Source organism: Pseudoalteromonas sp. Scap06, from assembly GCF_013394165.1.
GTDB lineage: Bacteria > Pseudomonadota > Gammaproteobacteria > Enterobacterales > Alteromonadaceae > Pseudoalteromonas.
Window position 1 is genome coordinate 543,778 of the sequence record NZ_CP041331.1, and the last position, 19,274, is coordinate 563,051.

Below are 19,274 nucleotides of genomic sequence, written 5' to 3' on the forward strand. Positions count from 1 at the left end.
ACTATTTATGAACACACAACTAATTAATAACCAATGGCACGCAGGCCAAGGCCCTGCTTTTAATTCTGTTAATCCAAGTAATGGCGAAATTGTTTGGCAAGGTAATGGCGCCAGCCCCGAACAAGTTGGTAGTGCCATAGAAGCGGCAAGAGCTGCGCAAATTCAATGGGCCGATATGCCAATTGAACAACGTATTACCATTTTAGAAAACTTCGTTGTCCAATTAAAAGAACACAGCGAAGAATTTGCTAGCATTATTGCTCGTGAAACAGGTAAACCATTATGGGAAACACGCACAGAAGTCGGTGCGATGACAGGCAAGGTTGCTATTTCTATCCGTGCTTACAATGAACGTACTGGCACAACCGAAAACCCAATGCCTGGCGCAAAAGCCTTTATTCGCCATAAACCACATGGTGTAGTGGCTATTTTTGGCCCGTATAACTTCCCAGGCCACTTACCCAATGGTCATATAGTCCCTGCTATATTAGCGGGTAATACCGTGGTGTTTAAACCATCTGAATTAACTCCTCATGTCGCGCAGTTTACTTTAGAGCTGTGGCTAAAAGCAGGCTTACCTGCTGGGGTTATAAACCTTGTTCAAGGTGAACTAGAAACAGGTAAAGCACTTGCCTCACATCAAGATATCGATGGCTTATTTTTTACTGGTAGCTCAAACACAGGCCATTTATTACATAAACAATTTGCAGGCCATCCAGGTAAAATCTTAGCGCTTGAAATGGGCGGTAACAATCCGCTGGTGGTTAAAGATGTTGCTGATGTGAGCGCCGCCGTTCACGATATTATTCAATCGGGCTTTATTACTTCGGGTCAGCGTTGTACTTGTTCACGTCGATTATTTATTGAAAAATCAGCCAATGGCGATGCGATTTTAGAAAAGCTGATCAGCGCAACCAAAAATATTCTTGTAGATGATAGCTTTGCAGCCGAACAACCATTTATGGGTGCCATGATCAGTGAAAAAGCCGCCTTAGGCATGGTTGCAGCGCAAGCTGACCTAGTTAAACAAGGTGCTGAGGTACTCGTTGAGCTTAAACAATTAAAACCAGGCACTGGGTTTGTCAGCCCTGGTATTATTGATGTCACTAATATCGATGAAATCGCTGATGAAGAACACTTTGGCCCGCTAATTAAAGTATACCGCTACACTGACTTTGATAGCGCTATAGCAGAGGCGAACAACACCAGCTTTGGTTTATCTGCAGGTTTACTTGCAGACAGCGAAGATGATTACAGCCACTTTTTAAAGCGTATTCGTGCCGGTATTGTTAACTGGAACCGCCCTATTACAGGCGCATCAAGCGCAGCGCCATTTGGTGGCATAGGTGCCAGTGGTAACCACAGAGCCAGTGCATACTATGCTGCAGATTACTGCGCATACCCAGTGGCCTCAGTAGAGTCAGAAAAAGTTAACTTACCGCAAACCCTCGCGCCGGGCTTAATAATTGAATAACAATTTTAGAAAATTTAAGGATTTACCATGCATACTGATGTAAACACATTATTTGATAACTTATGGCAAAACTACCTAACAGTAACGCCATCAGCTGATAAAATTCATGACTTATTAGGCTCAACGCAAAAAGACGACATTATTAACGATCATATTGCTTTGCGTACTTTTAACATAGAAAAAGTAGGCCTTGAAAAACTAGCTGCGCACTTTTTAGCTATTGGTTATAAAGAATGTGGTGAGTACCACTTTGAAGCAAAAAAGCTCTACGCCAAGCATTATGAACATAGCGATCCGACACAGCCTAAAGTGTTTATTTCTGAATTATTAGTTGAAAAATGTTCGCCTGAGCTTCAAGCTATCGTTACTGATATGGTTGCACAAATTGACGAAAGCGCTGTGACTGCCGATAACTTTTTATATTCAGGCACACATTGGCAAGTAAGCACCGATACATACAAAAAGTTATTAGCTGAGAGCGAATATGCAGCGTGGATGTCTGCGTGGGGTTACCGTGCAAATCATTTTACTGTGAACATTAATACCTTAGCTAAATTTGATAACATCCATGATGTAAACCAAGCTCTTAAAGATGCAGGTTTTGCACTTAATACCTCAGGAGGCGAAGTAAAAGGCTCACCAGAGGTGCTACTAGAGCAATCATCAACATTAGCTGATGAATACGCTGTGACCTTTTGCGATGGCGATATGCGCATTCCTAGCTGTTTTTACGAGTTTGCTATTCGTTATCCAAAACCAGATGGTGAAATTTACACTGGATTTGTTGCAGCCTCTGCAGATAAAATTTTCGAGAGCACCAACGCACGTTAACTGTGTTGTGCTAAATTAAAAAAAGCCCATTTTTGGGCTTTTTTTGTTTCTGAGAAAAAGCTCACTTATAAATCATAAAAACAACGGCTTGTAGTCGTTTTCTAATTGTTCAAATGACAAATTACCAATAAAACGACCAAAGCTCAGCCACGTAGCAAGTCCTCTTAAATCTTTAAAATGAGGCGGCACAAATTGCGGGTTTTCAATCACACCTAAATCATGTAGTTGCGATATTAACCTAAAGTCATCAATTGATATTTTACCCACCAGCAATAGCGGTAATTGGTCAATTCTGCCAAGCTGTATCGCCACCCGAATTAAGTTATAAACCAATACAAAGCCTTTTATATAAGCAATGTCTTTAGTAAACGGTAAGCCGGTTGCGGTGCTACCTCTAAATACACGCTGTGCAAGGGTGTAGCTGTCGTCTTTTGATAACCCTTGTGCTACATAATCTCGGTATATATCTACAAACTCAGCACCATCAATCACTTTGGTGACCGCTTGAATACGGTTTACTAATTTTGATAAGCGACGTGGTGTTGATTTAAGAGTAATTATTTCGGTCAGTACTGCAAGCCCTTCTTGGGTAACGGTAGAGCTTGGCGTGCCTTTACTCAAACAAGTTAAATAAGGTTGCGCTAAGCCATTTTGAGTGGTGCCTACATGGATCCAGCCCTCGTGTACCTCTAAAATATCTAATTCGCGCTGAGAAAACTTAACATCTTGATTAAGCTTTATATTGTTAGCTCCTGCTGCGGCATCACTGACAATTCCGTCACTTAGCATTACTTCAACATTAATGCCTTGCATACTGGCATTAACTTGTTCAGATAAAATCCGCACCGCATCACTGGCATCAATATTTTTAGGATCTTCAGGCAAAATGTTCGCATCAAGTAAACTTTTTAATGGCTGCTCGAGCATATTAGCAAGCTCAGATAAAGAAGGCTCACCAGCATGAAAAAGATCTTTTGGGTGACCAAATAGCTCTACCGACAAGTCATGAAATTCGGCAGTGCCTCGATGCTCCAGCATATTGAGCACTGTTTTATATTCACCACACATTTTACCCATATATTGGGTTATTGGGTTTAATTGTCCCAACTGATTAATAATATTACGATGCAGTGTTGAAAATGCTTGGCGCAACTCACTAGGCACAAATCCTAAATCGCGCTGTTGGTAATAGGCACGATCTATCAGAGGATTTTTTTGACATTTTTGCCTAAAAAACTCTTCTTTAGTCTGTTTATCCCAATTAATTGCATCGAGTATTCTAATGGGGGTTTGCAGTGCAATAAGTTGGTCGGATAATTCACGAGTTTTTAAAAGTAACGCTTTGTCTATCATGGTAAAAGCTCAACATAAAGTGAACTTTGAGCATAATTTATAAATTGAAAATAACAAAGCAATATCGCACATTCTTGACTATTGTTTTTATGATGATCGACCCGCATATCTACCCCGTATGAGAGAATAAATAAAAGGTATAAACAATGAAAAATGAAATCGACAACAAACAGATTCTAGCGGTTTACGAACGTATCCAGCAACGTGGTAAAACCACAGAAGAAGGTAAGCTTTATCAGGGGGTCACTGCATTTTCTGATATTGACGGCTATACCGTTTACTTACAAGGTAGTGGGGTATTATTACGTTTTGGATTTCATAATACCTATCACTTAGATTATGAACATGACAAACACAAAGACGACTTTTTGAAGAAACTCTACAACATAGCTAACGAAGAGTAATGCGACCAACAAATAGACGAAATAGGCCAACTGGTTCACGCAATTTACAGTTTATTCACCAAGTTATTGCGCAATTAAAAGCTGAACCTGAAAAGCTGCAACTGATAAAAAATAACCTTGCTTATTACCGCGAACAAACACACTTAAAGCGCGGTTTTTTGCTCGCGATTGAACGTTTTGATTGGGTGTTTGAAGCTACTGATAACATCGACGAAATTTGTGAACAGATCATGGCCGATGATTATATTGGCAATCGCTTAAGACGTTATCCCCTTCTATTTAAAGGTGTTGTTGAAACCTAAACAGCACCTTGCTTTACCCCTTCTTAGGTTAACATTCGGTTAATTTACCTCCCATCTCCCTTTCTATAATCGGTATTTCATCGGAAAAACAGATATATTCGTTTTACCTTCACATAACTACCCTGCTGGTAAAAAATACAATTAGTACTCTAATAGTTAACGCACTAACAAATAAATCACTAAAAGTTTCTCTTACCTCGTAAACAATTAATTACACTATATAAGCAAACACAAAAAACAAATATAACCCACTGTTATTTATTGATTTTATATAAATCATTATGTTGTTAATTTTGCATCATTTAATACTCATTTTGTTAATCATTTATCCATACTTTACTCTCTTGCTATTTACACAAGCCTTGAATTGTTAGAGCTATTACCTTAAGCTTAATCTTTATTGAACGTTCAATTAATAAAAATTATGCCCAAAGTTGGAATGGAACCTGTAAGGCGTCAGCAGCTAATTGACGCGACTATAGAATCAGTTGCTCAAAAAGGGCTTCAAGCGACTACAATTAATAGCATTAGTAAAAATGCTGGAATGTCATCAGGCATAATTAGTCATTACTTTGGTGGGAAACAGGGGCTAATTGAAGCAACTGTGCGTTATTTACTCTCGAACTTGAAAGACGACTTAATTAATAAAGTTGATGAAAACACCACTGCAACTCAAAGGTTAATGTTTATTGTTGAATCAAACTTTGCGCTAGTACAACAACGAAAAGATACCACTCGGACGTGGCTAAGTTTTTGGGCGCAATCAATGCACGATAAGGAACTTCATCGTTTACAAAAAGTAAACAGCAAACGCTTGCAGAGCAATTTAACCGTTTCATTTAAGCAATTAATGCCTTTGGCGCAAGCGACACTCGCGGCCGAATTAACCGCAGCAATGATTGATGGCTTATGGCTTCGTGCCGTATTAAGCCAATCAGACGAAAATCAGTTTAAACACAGTGAATCACTGGCTAAAAACTACGTGCATTCACTTATCAAGCAATATGGAGCCTAACGTGACTACACCTATTTATCAAAACTTTATCAACGGCCAATTCCTTGCGAATAAAAGCGGCGAAACATTTGATGTAGTAAACCCTGCAACCGGCCAGGTAATTTATGCCGTTGAAGTCGCTGATGAGTATGTTCAAAACGCAGCGATAGAAAGTGCAAAACAAGGCTTTAAAGTTTGGTCAGCGATGACCCCTATTGAGCGCAGCCGTATTTTATTAAACGCTGTTGCTATTTTACGCGAGCGCAATGACGAGCTTGCCCTGGTTGAAGTTCTCGATACTGGTAAACCAATGCAAGAAGCTAACTGCGTAGATATTGAAACAGGCGCAGATGTTATTGAATATTTCGCAGGCCTTGCCCCTGCACAAGTTGGTCAACAGCAAATGGTTGGCGATGATTTTTATTATACTCGCAAAGAACCTCTAGGTATTTGTGCAGGTATTGGTGCATGGAACTACCCATTACAAATTGCATGTTGGAAGTCAGGTCCTGCTCTTGCAGCGGGTAATGCATTTATTTTTAAGCCATCTGAAGAAACACCACTTGGCGCAATTAAATTAGCCGAAGTGTTTATTGAAGCAGGCGTTCCTGCTGGCGTATTTAATGTAGTGCAAGGCGCGGGCGAAGTAGGTCAATGGCTTACTGCACATCAAGATATTGATAAAGTATCGTTTACTGGTGAAGTAGGTACAGGTAAAAAAGTTGTAGCCAGTGCTGCAGGCACATTAAAAGATGTGACTATGGAGCTCGGTGGTAAATCGCCATTACTAGTATTTGATGATGCCAATATAGAGCAAGCAGTAAGTGCCGCTATGCTAGGTAACTTTTATACCCAAGGTGAAATTTGCACTAACTGTACCCGTATTTACGTACACAAAAATGTTTACCAACAATTTATTGATGAACTTAAAACACGCACTGAAAACAATATTATTGCCGGCGACCCACAAGATCTAAACACTAACTTTGGCGCGCTTATTTCTAAAAAGCATCAAGATTTAGTGATGAGTTACATCGACAAAGGTCTTGAAGAAGGCGCAACACTATTAACAGGTGGTTCAACGCTTTCTCCAGAAGCAGCGCCAAATGGCTATTTTGTAGCGCCGACTGTGTTTGTTGATTGCAATGATGAAATGACTATCGTTAAAGAAGAGATTTTTGGCCCAGTAATGAGCGTTTTAGTCTTTGATGATGAAGATGATGTGATTGCCCGCGCTAATGGCACTCACTTAGGTTTAGCTGCAGGCGTTTTCACCAGCGACATTAAACGCGCTCATCGCGTAATTCATCAACTGCAAGCCGGTATTTGTTGGATTAATGCTTACGGTAACTCACCAGCAGAGATGCCAGTGGGTGGTTATAAGCAATCGGGTATTGGTCGTGAAAATGGCATAGAGACTCTAGATCATTACACACAAACTAAATCTATTTATGTTGGCATGGCCGACATAGAAAGCCCGTTTTAAGGAATCATCATGAACCACTCTTTTGATTATATTATTGTAGGTGCGGGCTCAGCAGGCTGTGTGTTAGCAAATCGCTTGTCTGAAGATTCAAGTAACAAGGTATTGTTACTTGAAACCGGCGGCAGCGATAAAAGCATCTTTATAAAAATGCCAACGGCACTCTCTATTCCAATGAATACAGATAAGTTTGCGTGGCAATTTCATACGCAACCAGAGCCACATCTAGATAACCGTGAAATGCATTGCCCACGCGGTAAAGTTCTTGGCGGCTCATCATCGATTAATGGCATGGTGTATGTGCGTGGCCACGCTAAAGATTTTGATGAATGGCAACAGCACGGTGCTAACGGCTGGGATTACCAAGCGTGTTTACCGTATTTTAAAAAAGCAGAAAGCTTTTACCTAGGTGAAAATAGCCATCGTGGTGGCAAAGGTCCGCTAGGTGTTAATAACGGCAATAACATGGAGAACCCGTTATACACTGCATTTATTGAAGCGGGTGCAGAGGCCGGTTATTCAACAACAAATGACTACAATAGTGCTCAGCAAGAAGGTTTTGGCCCTATGCACATGACCGTTAAAAACGGTGTGCGTAGCTCAGCCTCTCGAGAATATTTAGATCCTATTAAGCATCGTAGCAACTTAACAATCGTTACAGGTGCTCTTGCCCAGCGCGTTATTTTAGATGGTAAAAAAGCAACCGGCGTTGAATACAAGCTTAATGGCGCGGTTAAAACTGCAAAAGCAAATAAAGAAGTTATCTTAAGCGCAGGCTCTATTGGTTCACCACACCTACTACAGCTTTCAGGTATTGGTGATACTCAAGCACTTGAGAAAGCAGGCGTTGAAGTAAAACATCACTTACCAGGTGTAGGCCAAAACCTGCAAGATCATTTAGAGTTTTACTTTCAATATAAGTGTAAACAACCGATTACTTTAAACGGTAAGTTAGGCTTGTTTTCTAAAGGTTTAATTGGCGCAAAATGGCTACTAACTCGCAAAGGCTTAGGCTCAACTAATCATTTTGAATCATGTGCCTTTATTCGCTCAAAGCCAGGTGTTGAATGGCCTGACATACAGTATCACTTTTTACCGGCCGCTATGCGTTACGATGGTCGTAGTGCTTTTGCAGGGCATGGTTTTCAAGTGCATGTAGGCCATAACAAGCCTAAGAGCCGAGGCAGTGTCACTATTGCATCAGCTGATCCAACACAGCCACCTAAAATTGTATTTAATTACCTAGAGCATCAAGACGATATTGAAGGCTTTAGAGCGTGCGTACGTTTAACACGCGAAATCATTGAACAACCAGCATTTAACCAATTTCGTGGTGAAGAAATTCAACCAGGGCAACAAGTTCAAACTGATGAGCAAATTGATGCCTTTGTTCGCCAAGCCGTAGAAAGTGCTTATCACCCTTCTTGCTCTTGTAAAATGGGTGAAGATGATATGGCCGTGGTTAACTCAAACACTCAAGTGCATGGCATACAAAGCTTACGTGTGGTTGATTCGTCAATTTTTCCGACCATACCGAACGGTAATTTAAATGCCCCTACGATTATGGTGGCCGAAAAAGCCGTGGATATTATTCTAGGAAATAAGCCCTTAGCTCATACAGGAGTTGATGTTGTGAATGCCACTGATTGGCAAACTACACAACGAAATAAAAACCTTTAATTTAGCCTGTCATAAAGGCCTCTCTCGTAAGCAAAATGCTTAAAGAGTGCCTTTATGTACCTTGCAGTGGCTCACAAGCATAAATAGGTTATGCCGGTGTTAATGCAAGCACAATAAAAAACGGAGTATATATGTGTTACTTTTATTCATTCTGGGAGGGCGATAATGACTATTTGGCTTAATGCTGGCATTATTTTTACCTTACTTGCCATTGTTACTATTTTAATAAAATGGGGCAATGTACGCGTAGTAGGCGTCACACCAGTGAGAACATTCACCTTTATAGCAATCCTATTTACCTCTGGCCTAGACGTTGGCCTTATTATGTTTCCTTTAACCGAATTTGCCGGTTATGCAGACATAAAAGCAAGCCCAGAATATGCATTTGCCAACCCGCTCTCTATTGAGTTTGGTTATTGGGGATTTTTAATTTGGGGATTTTATTTTCTTACGTGCTTTTATTTCTGTGTAATAGAGCCCAAAGTGAAGTTTTTTGAAATTCCATGGGTTAAATTTTTAAACAACGTGGTCATTATTGGTACTTGTGCGTTTACCGCATACTTACTGCTAAGCAATCTACCGTGGTATATACCAGAACTTGGTGATGGTTCAAGTGTTATTCCAGCATTTTACTTAATTGTACTTGCCGCTATTTGTTTTGCGGTGTATTCAAGTACCGATATTAAATACGTACGCTTTTTAAGCATTGCCACTACTTGGTTGTTTATCGCATTAATTGGTTTTATGTGGGCTGATGCCTTCTTATTTGGCGATAGCGAACTCTCTGCATTTACTCAAAATATAGGTTTAATTGGCAATTACTTCGCCAACATCAATGAATTTGTATTGCCACTGAATGATTACCATGAGTTTTATCTATTTTGGTGGTTTGCGTGGAGCATCATGATTGGTCAGTTTACATCGCGTTTTGTTGGTGGTTTAAAAACATACCAAGTATTGGGCGCTATGTTGATTTTCCCGTCAATACCAATCGCTATCTGGTTTAGTGTGTTATATCACTACCACGAGGCGGGTATTCCAACTGCAGGCATCAAAAACTTTGCCATGGTGTTTGTAGGTATCGTGTTTGTTATAAACTCGCTTGATTCACTGATCCGTTTATACACAGATAATTTAAACTTAACTGTAAAACGCTTAGGCAAGTTTAAATATATTGCTATGAACGTTATCGCTTTATCATTATTGACACTGTTATTTAAACTTGAGTTTTTGCAAATTCAATGGGTTGGTGCTTTAGTTATTGGCTTATTCTTTATCTGCTTAGGTTTTATTGCCTACAGCAAATTTAAAACAGTCAGCAATATCGAAGGATCGCCTAAAGCGAATAAAATTGATTACACAAAAATAGAAACTATCAGCTAGGAAACCACATGAACAATAAATTAAAACAACTTTTTATCGCTTTACCATTAACGGTTTTGTCAACAACAGCAGCAGCTAACTGGTCAACAACGATTACCGCTGCCTCTGATTACACCTTTAATGGTGTTACTCAAACAGATAACGACCCTGCGCTACAAGCAAGTCTTGACTATGCGTACGATAACGGTGTGTATGCAGGTGTATGGGCATCAAATGTAGATTTTGGTGATGACACAGACTTCGAACTAGATGCTTATGTAGGCCGATACATTCAGTTAAACGAACAAGTAAGCCTTGATTACGGTATTGCTTATTACACTTACCAAGGTAATAACAGCGATGGTAACTACGCAGAAGCGTATACTAAATTTGGTTATGCCAGTGACTACGGTCAAACAGAGCTTAACTTTTGGTACAGCTGGGATTACTTTGGCTACGATACAGGCCATGTGATTTCGATGATTGCGCACACTTTCGAGATTGCTCCAAATCATGCAATTCGTGCTAGCTTTGATATCTCAAACTCACTCGATGGCAATAAATTTCAGTGGGATGAAGCTAAGGGCGATAAATCGTATCATCATTACCGCTTAGCGTACCAAACAAGCTATGAAGGGTTTGGTATTGAAGTAGCAGCTGAGAATACCAGCTTAGACTACGATTACGCAGATGAGCGAATTGTACTTGCTATCTCACGTACTTTTGACTTGTAATAGTTAGCTTTTGCTTTCTATAAAAAAACACGCTACCCAGTAGCGTGTTTTTTATTGCCTAGCAAAATCTTGCTTTTATAGTATTTATAGCGTTATAACTGCCACGCATAACTGACTTTAGTAAAGAAAGTACGTTGGTCACGCTCAATGCTTTTTAACGAGTCATCCTGATAACCTTTATCTGAATACCCTAAGTAAAATAACGTTTGTGCGTTAATTTTATATGAGTAAACCAGCTGACTACCATAATCTTTGTTGATTTCGCTTACCTGGTAAAAGTAAGCATCTTCATTTCTGTCTATATCTTCAAACTGTAAAATCAGCTTAAGCATAGCGCGCATACTAAACTTATAATAAAGCCTAAAATCTACAAGGTTTGCGGTAAATACGCGTCGCCCTTGGTAATCATCTAAATGACTATAATTATGTCTAACATCTAACTGCCAGTGATTATTAATATCCCAAACAGCCTGTGATTGTGTAGTTAAAACATCACCTAACTGCTCATTGGTATAATCTATACGGCTTGCGTATTCGACGTATAACGATAATCTCAAATCTTTAGTCGGCCTAAAAGCCGTATAAAAATAACCAATATTTTGGTTATAAAAATTGCCATTATAGTTTTCATAGCGATTTAACAAACCAAGCTCAAATACAGACTGCTTTTGACCTTGAAAGGTCATGTAACCTTCATATTCTTCTTCAAGCAAGTCGCCATTTTGAGCCCAGCTTTTATCCCAATCGGCGGTGTATGACCATGTTGTTAGCATGTCATGTTCATCACCATACCAAGTTTGACCGCCACCAAAACCTACTTTTTCGTAGTCTACTTTTTCTTGATAACCTAAATCGGTGCGGTAATCCTCACCAATATTGTCATACGTTGCATAAAGCTTATAATCGCGCTTATCGCGAGTCAGCTTTAATGCATACGCCATATCAGACTGAGACTCTGCTAAATTGTAGTTATCAACTAAAAATTTAGAGTTGTTGGTATCAGCATTGGCTATTTGATAATTAAGTGTATCTGACTGATTAAACCAATAGCTACCATCAACCGATAACACCGTATTATGGTAGTCGCTACTTTCTCTATGTGTGGTGGTTACTCCTATGGTCCCTTGTTGGCCAATATCATATTGGTATCGCGCCACCGCTGCCTTGGTTTTATCATTTAGGCTGGCAAAACCAGACCCTTGGTTACTAGGCAGTAAAACATTACTGTTGTCGTCATCTGCAAACATTAGCGCATAGCTATGGCTGTCGGTTTTACCGGTGAGCTTGGCGCCAATATTAGGCTCAGCTATGGTGCGGGTATAGAGCAGTTCAAATAAATTACTTTTAAAGTAAGACGCGCCATCTAAGAAAAACGGGCGTTTTTCAGCGTAATAAATAGAATATGTGGTGTTTACATCCAGCTCTAACGAATCGGTTTCTACCTGAGAAAAGTCAGGGTTTATGGTGGCATTAATTACTGCATCTTTAGTAATACCCCAACGCAGATCGAGCCCTACTTCTGTATCTACATCGCCGTTATCCCATTCGCCAGGTACCTGTGTTTTTTGATCGTTTCTTAATGCGGTTAAGGTTGGCGTTAATTGCAGATTTTTGCTCGGTGCTAAATTATTAAATCCAGTTATTTTGTCAAACTGACATAAACTACATTTAATATCACGGTCAAAGCCGGTACTTGATAATTGATACAACACATCACGCTGATAGTTGCGCATCATCGAAAAGCCCCAAGTAGAGTCGGCTTGGTTTTGTGCAAAGCGCAGTGCTTTAAACGGGATACGCATTTCAACCACGTAACCTTGCTCGTTTATGGTACCGGCACTATCCCAAATAGCATCCCAGGATAAATCTGACACCCACTCGTCGGTATCCGTCATGCGAATGTCGCCTTGAGCACCCAGTGGGTTTACATAAAACTCATAGCCAGTACGCTCATCGTTAAAGGTATCAATTACCAAACCAACATTGTCATCCTGCCAAAGCGTGTCTCTATCACGAAGCGCTGCACGAATTTTACTCGGATCGGTGTCATAAGCTACAAAAGCTACATACAAATTATGACCATCGTCATAAATATACGCATCGGTTTTTACCGGTGGCGTGCCTTTTTCATTCGGCTCATCTTGATAGTTTACCGCAACGCGGGTTGCTTGTTGCCAATGCGGCTCGTTAAGCACGCCATCCACATCAATGTTTTTATTAATGTGTGCAAGTTGATAATTAAGCTTATCGGCAAGTGCATTGGGGCTGAGAGTTAAAACAAAGCTGAAGCTGGTCAACAACAGCAATTTTATTATTTTTGTAGGTATAAAGTACTGCATAAACATCCATTTAGGTTTATTTACTTGTTAAAAGTAAACTTTGGTCTGGAGTGTAAATTATACAGATATGTTTGTTAATACTTGCGCGTTAATATTTGTAATAAAATTAACAAAAAACTAATAATAAGTGTTGGGAAGTAGTTATGTGTCGAGAAGTTTTAATTTATTAGCCACACCATTCCAGCTATCGGCATCTTCTGGGGCGGGTTTAACTTGCGTTATACGTGGCCATATTTCTGCCAATTCTGCATTAAGCTGGGTGAACTCTTTTTGCGATTCAGGTAATTCATCTTCTTGATAAATAGCATCGGCAGCACACTCAGGGACACATAAACCACAGTCAATACAATCTACCGGGCTAATAGCCAAAAAATTAGGGCCTTCAAAAAATGCATCTGCAGGGCACACCGATACGCAATCAGTGTACTTACATTTTATACAGTTTTCGGTGACTACAAACGCCATAGTGGTTTAATACCTAATATTTAACTTTACCAGCTGCGGATCATACCCAACCCTTACCAAAACACAATAAATATGTGCCAAAAGCGAACAATTTAACGTAATATATGGCGCTTATAAATTAGCGCTTTGTGCACTCCCCTTATTGTGAGCGGTATTTACTTTCCGCTATGACACCAAAAGAGATATTAATGATACGTTTAACCGAAATAAAGCTGCCGCTTGACCATGACGAAAATGCTATTGGCCAAGCCATCATCAATAAATTAAATATAAGTCCAGAGCAGCTACACAGCTACAATGTGTTTAAACGCGGTTACGATGCACGTAAAAAAAGCGCCATTTTACTTATTTATACGCTTGATGTTGAGGTAGATAACGAAGCAGAACTGTTAGCCTCGTTTGAAAAAGATCAACACGTTAAAGTCTCCCCTGACACCAACTACAAATTTGTAGCACACGCTAATAGCAGCATTAAAGAGCGCCCTGTAGTAATTGGCTTTGGCCCATGTGGTTTATTTGCCGGTTTAGTGCTGGCACAAATGGGCTTTAAGCCAATAATTTTAGAGCGTGGCAAAGAAGTACGTGAACGCACCAAAGACACCTTTGGCTTTTGGCGTAAAAAGGCGCTTAATACCGAATCAAACGTTCAGTTTGGTGAAGGTGGTGCAGGCACGTTCTCAGACGGTAAGCTCTACAGCCAAGTAAAAGATCCAAAACATTATGGCCGTAAAGTAATTACTGAGTTTGTAGAGGCCGGCGCTCCTGAAGAAATTTTATACGTTAGTAAGCCGCACATTGGTACGTTTAAACTAGTAACCATGATTGAAAAAATGCGTGCCCGTATTATTGAACTCGGTGGCGAAATTCGTTTTAGCACCCGCGTTGACGATATCCATTTAGACAACGGCCAAGTTACTGGGCTTACACTTTCTAATGGTGAAAAGCTTGAAACTCGCCACGTGGTATTAGCAGTTGGTCACAGTGCCCGTGATACGTTTAAAATGATCCACGATAAAGGCATTTATGTTGAGGCAAAACCCTTTTCAGTAGGCTTTAGAATAGAACATAAACAATCAATGATTGATGAATGCCGCTTTGGCGATAACGCGGGTAACCCTATTTTGGGCTCTGCCGATTACAAATTGGTACACCATTGTAATAATGGCCGAACCGTATACAGTTTTTGTATGTGCCCTGGCGGCACTGTAGTTGCCGCTGCCTCTGAAGAAGGCCGCGTGGTTACTAACGGTATGAGCCAATATTCTCGTAGTGAGCGAAATGCGAACAGTGCTATTGTTGTGGGTATTTCGCCAGAAAAAGATTTTCCAGGCCATCCTCTAGCTGGTATCGATTTACAGCGTAAGCTAGAAGAGCAAGCCTATGAGCTTGGTGGTAAAAATTATGATGCCCCAGCACAGCTGATTGGCGACTTTTTAAAGGGTAAATCGTCGGCTAATTTAGGGGATGTACAGCCTTCGTATACGCCAGGTATAAAACTGACTGATTTAAGCAAAGTACTGCCAGCGTTTGCCATTGAAGCGCTACGTGAAGCAATTCCTGCCTTTAACAAACAAATTCGTGGCTTTTCAACCAATGATGGCTTACTCACGGGTGTAGAAACACGTACGTCTTCACCTATCAGTATCAAGCGCGATAAAACCTTCCAAAGCATTAATACTAAAGGGCTTTACCCTGCAGGTGAAGGTGCAGGTTATGCAGGCGGTATTTTATCAGCGGGTATTGATGGTATTAAAGCGGCCGAAGCAGTTGCATTATCGATGTTAGAAAAGCACAACTAAACTACTCTTTCCGGCACAAAAAAACCTGAGTAAACTCAGGTTTTTTTAATGGCTTAGCTGTCTTACTTTTTAAGTGACAGCTTTTCGCCTTTTAAGCTTTTACGTACATTAGAAATTCGCGAGCGGTTTTTCGCTCTCGCTTCACCGGTAGCCTGGCCTGATGGCTTATTAGCACGGGTGCGGCGTAAATGCGCTGGCTTTTTACCAATTTTATCAATCAGTACTTCACGATTACTTACTTCGTAACCTTCTAAGTAAACACGTTTAATTTTTTGACCAATTAAGGTTTCAATTTCAAACAACATGTTTTCTTCTTCGCGACTCACAAACGAAATTGCTTGTCCTTGGTTACCAGCACGACCAGTTCGGCCAATACGGTGTACGTAATCTTCAGCAAGCCAAGGTAAATCAATATTAATAACACGCGGTAAACCGTCAATATCAATACCACGGGCCGCTACTTCTGTTGCAACTAGCACGCGTACTTTGCCTTCTTTAAATTCACGCAACGCACGACGACGATTACCTTGCGATTTATCGCCATGACATACTGCCGCTGGAATACCGTCTAAGTTAAGTTCAGTTACTAACTCATCTGCGGTTTCTTTCATGTTTACAAACACTAGCACTTGCTGCCAGTTTTTCTTACCAATCAGCTCAGAAAGCAACTCTTGCTTACGGCGCTCCTCTACTGGGTAAACCACGTGTTGTACTGTACTTGCGGTGCTGTTAGTTTGATCAACACGAACAATTTCAGGCTGCTTTAACACTTTAGAGGCGAACTGTTTAATTGCTGCTGGGAAGGTAGCTGAAAACAATAAAATTTGACGCTCATCTGCACAGCTTTTTATTACGCTTTGCATATCATTAATAAAGCCCATATCAAGCATACGGTCAGCTTCATCAAGTACTAAATGTTTTACTTGAGCAAGGCTTAAGTTACCTAAACGAATATGATCAAGTAAACGTCCTGGTGTTGCTACTACAACATCAACACCTTCTTTGAGTGCAATTTCTTGTCCTGCGGTATTAACACCACCAAATAAGCTCACTACTTTTAACTGAGTGTACTTAGCAAAGTCTTTAAAGTTATTCGCTATTTGCTCTGCAAGCTCACGCGTAGGCGCAAGGACTAAGGCGCTTGGCGCATTCGTAGTGCTGCAATCTGACTCAAATAACTTTTGAATAATAGGGAGTGCAAATGCAGCGGTTTTACCTGTACCGGTTTGTGCACTTGCTAAAACGTCTTTACCTTTACGAACAGCCGGAATAGCTGAGCGCTGAATGGGCGTAAGGGTGTGGTAATTAAGTTCGTCTAACGCCTGAATAAGTTCAGGGGCAAAACTAAAAGATTTAAAATTCATTGCTGTATAACCTGCGGCCACATTATCAAGGGTCGCAAATTATACAGTAAAATCGCTTAAACAGTTAGTTTTAAACACCAGAAACCGCTAATTTATAAAATGCAGGATAATTAGCGATTATCAGCTGTTGTTTAAGTTAGCTAAATGGTTTTAACTCGCAAGGTTTATTCCCGTTAATTCACGCCTTTATTGCACTTTTATAAATTTTACACCGTTGTTTTACATTGTGTTACATAACTATTTGCATTTAAATAACCAAAACAGGTAAACTTCTTCGCCCGTTTTGTGGGGTGTATATAAATTAAAGGAAATTAATAATGATAAAAAGATGTTTAACTGCTGCGGTATTAGTAAGCGCATTCGTTTCAATGCCGTCACAAGCAAAAAGTGGCATCAACCCATGGCAACAATGTGGTATTGGTGCAATGGTTTTCCCAGACAATGGCGTTGCGGCAGCAATTTCTAATATTATTTGGGATTTAGGAACAACAGCGGTATCGTCTAACATTTCTTCAGTAGAGAGCTGTGAAGGCGCTAACGTAAAAACAGCGCAGTTTATTCAACAAACTTTTCCTGTATTAGAACAAGAAATAGCACAGGGTGAAGGCGAGTATATCTCTGCAATGCTTAATGTACGTGGTTGTGATGTAACTGCTCATCAACAAATTATCAATTCGGTACGCAGCGATTACGCAAACGCACCAATAGACAATGCACAAGCATTTTATGAATTAGTTGAAGGTAAAATTACCACTAACTTTTCATCTCAATGCGCTGCAATCTAATAATTAAAGGGCTTAACAGCCCTTTTTTTTGGTTAAACAATGAAACCTTTATTTTATTTTATTAGCGTTTTTTTATTCACCTCTTTCTCAAGTTCTGCCACGCAATCTATCTCTGTTTTAGCAAAACACCCAATATGGTTGAAATTAGGGCATTACAAAAATCAACCAACTACTATTAGTTATATTACTAACGCATCCTTTTTTATTGCAGATAACGGACGTAATGATCCGGTTGCAGAATTAAAAGCAACAATCCATGCTTTTAATAACCAGCCATTAACACAATGTCGCTACCCTGCTCGTTATCAATGGCTCAAAGAGCAAGGTTTAACCTTTTCAATGCCAGCTGCAGAGTGCCCAAAATTACAGCAATGGCGAGAGCAACAAGCTATTCACTCTGTTAGTTTAGTATTTGCCTCTGGTTATATGAGTAACCCCGCATCGTTATATGGTCATTTATTACTTAAACTTAATCGCTCAACCGAATCAAAAAACAAATTATTAGATTACAGCATAAACTATGGCGCACATGTTCCAGACAATGAAAATGGCTTAGTCTATATTCTCAAGGGCTTGTTTGGTGGTTATAAAGCCGGTTTTTCAGATCAATTGTTTTATCGCCACCAGCATAATTACGGCGAGATAGAATTAAGAGATTTATGGGAATATACCCTTAATCTAAACGAGCGCGACGTGGCTTTTATTGCTAACCACTTATGGGAAATTTTAGGCACTGAATTTGATTATTACTTTGCCGATGAAAACTGCGCGTTTCATCTCGCACAAATTATTGAACTTGTTATTGGCGATCAACTAACTAGCGAAAGCTCTCCTTGGGTAATACCAGCCACTATCTTTTCAAGATTAAACACAGCCACCTACCAAGAGCAATCAGCGGTTAAAAAAGTCACATTTACACCCTCACGTGACACTGTATTTTCAAAATATGTGCAATCTTTAAGTGAAAAAGAGCTCAGCTTTGCCAAACAAATCTTTGCAGAATCAGCAGTACTAAAAAGCAAATCATTTTTAGCTTTGCCAGTACAGTCTCAAAAAGCCATTATTGGCGCTTTATTTGAACTTGTACAAGTGAAACAAATTCAAAAACAAACCCCAGTAAAAATAAGTGAGTTAAAAAATGCGCTAATCCAAGCGCGCTTAAAGCTGCCAATGGGCGAAAACAAAGTTAAATTTCAATTTACCCAGCAGCCTCCACATAAAGGCCAAAAGCCCTCTAACAGCTCAATTTCTGCGATGCACACGGCTGAGCAAACACAGTACACTATGGGTTTTAGGCTGAGCTATTTTGATACCCTTGCCTCTGATATTGCCCGCATTCCATTTTCTAATTTAGAAATGTTAGATACCGAGCTGATGTTTACAAATGGCGAAACTTACATAAATAAAATTCATTTATTAGATTTAGAGTCATTCAATCCAAACCAATTGTCCTGGGCTAATGAATCTAAGTGGTCGTGGAAAATCAATGTGGGATTCGACAGACAACCAGCACTGTGCAGAACCTGTAAACGCAGCTTTGTTATGGGAGGAGCCGGACAAGCTTGGCAGTTTAGCAACAACACCTTAGCCTATAGCTTAATTAATGGTTATTTGGGTGATTTAGCTAAAAACAGCCACTTTTATGATTCGTCGGTAGAGGTGGGGATCATTACTGGTACTGACTCAGGTATTAAACTCAGAGCATCCTACGAAAAATCATTCTTAAATGCTAAAAACCCTGCGCAAACCAAACTAGAACTTGCAGTGCCTATTAACCAAGATATTGATATTAGATTAGCAGTAACACATGCCAATTCAGCTATGTGGCAGCTTAAACTCAACTACTATTGGCAGTGATATAAAAAAGCAGCCTCTGTGTTTACATTAGGCTGCTTTGAAAATTTA

General features: G+C 39.9%; 16 protein-coding genes. 12 read left to right on the plus strand and 4 right to left on the minus strand.

Translation table 11 applies throughout. From position 1 onward, the window contains the following. Window positions 1–7 precede the first annotated feature (7 nt). Both astD and FLM47_RS17885 read left to right on the plus strand, forming a co-directional pair. Complete coding sequence (gene astD, locus FLM47_RS17880; RefSeq protein WP_178957186.1) at window positions 8–1,474, plus strand: succinylglutamate-semialdehyde dehydrogenase; 1,467 nt, start codon at window positions 8–10, stop codon at window positions 1,472–1,474. A gap of 27 nt (window positions 1,475–1,501) precedes the next feature. Then, window positions 1,502–2,305: a DUF1338 domain-containing protein gene (locus FLM47_RS17885; RefSeq protein WP_178957188.1), complete on the plus strand. Its 804-nt coding sequence runs from the start codon at window positions 1,502–1,504 to the stop codon at window positions 2,303–2,305. Between the two features lie 72 nt (window positions 2,306–2,377). Here FLM47_RS17885 and FLM47_RS17890 read toward each other — a convergent pair whose 3' ends face one another. Continuing rightward, the gene (locus FLM47_RS17890) at window positions 2,378–3,658 is read right to left on the minus strand and encodes a flavohemoglobin expression-modulating QEGLA motif protein (RefSeq protein ID WP_178957190.1); all 1,281 of its coding nucleotides are present in this window, start codon (window positions 3,656–3,658) and stop codon (window positions 2,378–2,380) included. Window positions 3,659–3,804: 146 nt separating this feature from the next. Here FLM47_RS17890 and FLM47_RS17895 point away from each other — a divergent pair, with 146 nt between their 5' ends. From FLM47_RS17895 to FLM47_RS17925, 7 genes are all read left to right on the plus strand, one after another. After that, complete coding sequence (locus FLM47_RS17895) at window positions 3,805–4,062, plus strand: DUF3081 domain-containing protein (RefSeq protein WP_138607905.1); 258 nt, start codon at window positions 3,805–3,807, stop codon at window positions 4,060–4,062. Continuing rightward, window positions 4,062–4,364, plus strand: coding sequence for a hypothetical protein (locus tag FLM47_RS17900; protein ID WP_138607903.1), 303 nt, complete (start codon window positions 4,062–4,064; stop codon window positions 4,362–4,364). Before FLM47_RS17895 ends, FLM47_RS17900 begins: the two co-directional genes overlap by 1 nt. 439 nt (window positions 4,365–4,803) lie before the next feature. Continuing rightward, entirely contained in the window at window positions 4,804–5,379 is a 576-nt protein-coding gene (gene betI / locus FLM47_RS17905; protein ID WP_138607901.1) for a transcriptional regulator BetI, read from the plus strand. Window position 5,380: 1 nt separating this feature from the next. After that, a complete protein-coding gene (gene betB, locus FLM47_RS17910) occupies window positions 5,381–6,844 on the plus strand; it encodes a betaine-aldehyde dehydrogenase (RefSeq protein WP_178957191.1) in 1,464 nt (487 codons plus the stop codon). Window positions 6,845–6,853: 9 nt separating this feature from the next. Beyond that, a complete protein-coding gene (gene betA, locus FLM47_RS17915; RefSeq protein WP_178957192.1) occupies window positions 6,854–8,521 on the plus strand; it encodes a choline dehydrogenase in 1,668 nt (555 codons plus the stop codon). A gap of 165 nt (window positions 8,522–8,686) precedes the next feature. Then, window positions 8,687–9,904, plus strand: coding sequence for a BCCT family transporter (locus tag FLM47_RS17920; protein WP_178957193.1), 1,218 nt, complete (start codon window positions 8,687–8,689; stop codon window positions 9,902–9,904). Between the two features lie 8 nt (window positions 9,905–9,912). After that, the gene (locus tag FLM47_RS17925; protein WP_138607893.1) at window positions 9,913–10,617 is read left to right on the plus strand and encodes a TorF family putative porin; all 705 of its coding nucleotides are present in this window, start codon (window positions 9,913–9,915) and stop codon (window positions 10,615–10,617) included. Window positions 10,618–10,709: 92 nt separating this feature from the next. On the opposite strand, the gene FLM47_RS17930 is transcribed toward FLM47_RS17925, so the two are convergent. Together FLM47_RS17930 and fdxA are read right to left on the minus strand one after the other, a co-directional pair. Then, complete coding sequence (locus tag FLM47_RS17930) at window positions 10,710–12,956, minus strand: carbohydrate binding family 9 domain-containing protein (RefSeq protein WP_178957195.1); 2,247 nt, start codon at window positions 12,954–12,956, stop codon at window positions 10,710–10,712. A gap of 141 nt (window positions 12,957–13,097) precedes the next feature. Further along, a complete protein-coding gene (gene fdxA / locus FLM47_RS17935; protein WP_178957196.1) occupies window positions 13,098–13,421 on the minus strand; it encodes a ferredoxin FdxA in 324 nt (107 codons plus the stop codon). Window positions 13,422–13,609: 188 nt separating this feature from the next. Here fdxA and FLM47_RS17940 point away from each other — a divergent pair, with 188 nt between their 5' ends. Continuing rightward, a complete protein-coding gene (locus FLM47_RS17940; RefSeq protein WP_178957197.1) occupies window positions 13,610–15,220 on the plus strand; it encodes an NAD(P)/FAD-dependent oxidoreductase in 1,611 nt (536 codons plus the stop codon). Window positions 15,221–15,282: 62 nt separating this feature from the next. Here the strand turns inward: FLM47_RS17940 and FLM47_RS17945 are convergent, their stop codons facing one another. After that, complete coding sequence (locus FLM47_RS17945; protein ID WP_028834771.1) at window positions 15,283–16,584, minus strand: DEAD/DEAH box helicase; 1,302 nt, start codon at window positions 16,582–16,584, stop codon at window positions 15,283–15,285. A gap of 317 nt (window positions 16,585–16,901) precedes the next feature. Between FLM47_RS17945 and FLM47_RS17950 the strand changes: the two genes are divergently transcribed. Both FLM47_RS17950 and FLM47_RS17955 read left to right on the plus strand, forming a co-directional pair. Further along, window positions 16,902–17,369 (plus strand): DUF3015 family protein, encoded by a 468-nt coding sequence (locus FLM47_RS17950; protein WP_178957199.1) that lies wholly within the window; start codon window positions 16,902–16,904, stop codon window positions 17,367–17,369. A gap of 39 nt (window positions 17,370–17,408) precedes the next feature. Beyond that, window positions 17,409–19,226: a DUF4105 domain-containing protein gene (locus tag FLM47_RS17955; RefSeq protein WP_178957200.1), complete on the plus strand. Its 1,818-nt coding sequence runs from the start codon at window positions 17,409–17,411 to the stop codon at window positions 19,224–19,226. Window positions 19,227–19,274 lie beyond the last annotated feature (48 nt).

What these genes read in the sequence shown, in the direction of transcription:
- astD (WP_178957186.1), top strand. Translation starts at nt 8, where the DNA reads ATGAACACACAACTAATTAATAACCAATGGCACGCAGGCCAAGGCCCT.
- FLM47_RS17885 (WP_178957188.1), top strand. Translation starts at nt 1,502, where the DNA reads ATGCATACTGATGTAAACACATTATTTGATAACTTATGGCAAAACTAC.
- FLM47_RS17890 (WP_178957190.1), bottom strand. Translation starts at nt 3,658, where the DNA reads ATGATAGACAAAGCGTTACTTTTAAAAACTCGTGAATTATCCGACCAA.
- FLM47_RS17895 (WP_138607905.1), top strand. Translation starts at nt 3,805, where the DNA reads ATGAAAAATGAAATCGACAACAAACAGATTCTAGCGGTTTACGAACGT.
- FLM47_RS17900 (WP_138607903.1), top strand. Translation starts at nt 4,062, where the DNA reads ATGCGACCAACAAATAGACGAAATAGGCCAACTGGTTCACGCAATTTA.
- betI (WP_138607901.1), top strand. Translation starts at nt 4,804, where the DNA reads ATGGAACCTGTAAGGCGTCAGCAGCTAATTGACGCGACTATAGAATCA.
- betA (WP_178957192.1), top strand. Translation starts at nt 6,854, where the DNA reads ATGAACCACTCTTTTGATTATATTATTGTAGGTGCGGGCTCAGCAGGC.
- FLM47_RS17920 (WP_178957193.1), top strand. Translation starts at nt 8,687, where the DNA reads ATGACTATTTGGCTTAATGCTGGCATTATTTTTACCTTACTTGCCATT.
- FLM47_RS17925 (WP_138607893.1), top strand. Translation starts at nt 9,913, where the DNA reads ATGAACAATAAATTAAAACAACTTTTTATCGCTTTACCATTAACGGTT.
- FLM47_RS17930 (WP_178957195.1), bottom strand. Translation starts at nt 12,956, where the DNA reads ATGCAGTACTTTATACCTACAAAAATAATAAAATTGCTGTTGTTGACC.
- fdxA (WP_178957196.1), bottom strand. Translation starts at nt 13,421, where the DNA reads ATGGCGTTTGTAGTCACCGAAAACTGTATAAAATGTAAGTACACTGAT.
- FLM47_RS17940 (WP_178957197.1), top strand. Translation starts at nt 13,610, where the DNA reads ATGATACGTTTAACCGAAATAAAGCTGCCGCTTGACCATGACGAAAAT.
- FLM47_RS17945 (WP_028834771.1), bottom strand. Translation starts at nt 16,584, where the DNA reads ATGAATTTTAAATCTTTTAGTTTTGCCCCTGAACTTATTCAGGCGTTA.
- FLM47_RS17950 (WP_178957199.1), top strand. Translation starts at nt 16,902, where the DNA reads ATGATAAAAAGATGTTTAACTGCTGCGGTATTAGTAAGCGCATTCGTT.
- FLM47_RS17955 (WP_178957200.1), top strand. Translation starts at nt 17,409, where the DNA reads ATGAAACCTTTATTTTATTTTATTAGCGTTTTTTTATTCACCTCTTTC.